The organism is Pseudomonas sp. NPDC089547 (assembly GCF_050280665.1).
Taxonomy (GTDB): Bacteria; Pseudomonadota; Gammaproteobacteria; order Pseudomonadales; family Pseudomonadaceae; genus Aquipseudomonas.
The window spans coordinates 1-1937 of record NZ_JBNNVS010000107.1 but is presented as its reverse complement, the minus strand read 5'-3'; the positions used below and the strand labels follow the sequence as shown (position 1 = coordinate 1937).

The 1937-nt window shown below is 64.2% G+C and carries 1 protein-coding gene; it reads right to left on the bottom strand.

All coding sequences use genetic code 11. From position 1 onward, the window contains the following. On the bottom strand, positions 1-1937 hold a 1937-nt coding region (ppsA, locus tag ACQKPZ_RS28155; protein ID WP_427544550.1), incomplete at both ends, for a phosphoenolpyruvate synthase.

Sequence of the window (1937 nt, the reverse complement as noted above, 5' to 3'; positions counted from 1 at the left end):
TCCGGGTGGTCCGATGGGCCCTGGCCGCAAATGCCGATGTACTTGCCGGCCTTGTTGCACGCGGCAATGGCGTTGGCCAGCAGCTTTTTCACCGCAGGGTTACGCTCGTCGAACAGGTGGGCAATGATACCCGAGTCGCGGTCCAGGCCCAGGGTCAGCTGGGTCAGGTCGTTGGAGCCGATCGAGAAGCCGTCGAAGTACTCCAGGAACTCTTCGGCCAAAATGGCGTTGGACGGCAGCTCGCACATCATGATCACGAGCAGGCCGTTGTTGCCGCGGGCCAGGCCGTTTTCAGCCAGCAGGTCGACGACCTGGCTGGCTTCGCCCAGGGTACGCACGAACGGCACCATGATCTCGACGTTGGTCAGGCCCATCTCGTTGCGCACGCGCTTCAGCGCACGGCATTCGAGTTCGAAACAGTCACGGAACGATTCGCTGATGTAGCGCGAAGCCCCGCGGAAGCCCAGCATCGGGTTTTCTTCTTCCGGCTCGTACAGCTTGCCGCCGATCAGGTTGGCGTACTCGTTGGACTTGAAGTCCGACAGGCGCACGATGACCTTTTTCGGGTAGAAGGCCGCCGCCAGGGTGCTGATACCTTCGACCAGTTTCTCGACGTAGAAGCCGACCGGGTCGTTGTAGCCGGCGATGCGCTTGTCGACGCTCTCTTTCAGCTCCGGTGGCAGGCCGGCGTAGTTCAGCAGCGCCTTGGGGTGCACGCCGATCATGCGGTTGATGATGAACTCCAGGCGCGCCAGGCCGACACCGGCGTTGGGCAGCTGGGCGAAGTCGAAGGCGCGGTCCGGGTTGCCGACGTTCATCATGATCTTGAACGGCAGTTCCGGCATGGCATCGACCGAGTTCTGCTTGATGTCGAAGCCCAGCTCACCTTCGAAGATGAAGCCAGTGTCGCCTTCGGCACAGGAAACCGTCACGCCCTGGCCGTCCTTGAGCACCTGGGTGGCGTTGCCGCAACCGACCACGGCCGGAATCCCCAGCTCACGGGCAATGATCGCCGCGTGGCAGGTACGCCCGCCGCGGTTGGTGACGATGGCGCTGGCGCGCTTCATCACCGGTTCCCAGTCCGGGTCGGTCATGTCGGAGACCAGTACATCACCCGGCTGGACCTTGTCCATTTCCGATACGTCGTTGATCACGCGGACCTTGCCGGCGCCGATGCGCTGGCCGATGGCGCGGCCTTCGACCAGCACGGTGCCCTTTTCCTTCAGCAGGTAGCGTTCCATGACATTGGCGCTGGAGCGGCTTTTCACCGTTTCAGGGCGGGCCTGGACGATGTACAGCTTGCCGTCGTCGCCATCTTTGGCCCACTCGATGTCCATCGGGCGCTGGTAGTGCTGCTCGATGATCATGGCCTGCTTGGCCAGCTCGCTGACCTCGGCATCGCTCAGGCAGAAGCGTGCGCGTTCGGCGCGGTCCACTTCCACGGTCTTGACCGAGCGGCCGGCCTTGGCTTCGTCGCCGTAGACCATCTTGATGGCCTTGCTGCCCAGGTTGCGGCGCAGGATGGCCGGGCGGCCGGCCTGCAGGGTGTTCTTGTGCACGTAGAATTCGTCCGGGTTGACCGCACCCTGCACCACGGTTTCGCCCAGGCCGTAGGCGCCGGTGATGAACACCACGTCGCGGAAGCCCGACTCGGTGTCGAGGGTGAACATGACGCCGGCGGTGCCGGTTTCGGAGCGGACCATGCGCTGCACACCGGCAGACAGGGCGACCAGCTTGTGGTCGAAGCCCTGGTGCACGCGGTAGGCGATGGCGCGGTCGTTGAACAGCGAGGCGAACACTTCCTTGGCCGCGCGGATCACGTTGTCGACGCCACGGATGTTGAGGAAGGTTTCCTGCTGGCCGGCGAACGAGGCGTCCGGCAGGTCTTCGGCGGTGGCCGAGGAGCGCACGGCAACGGCCATGTTGTCGTTGCCGGC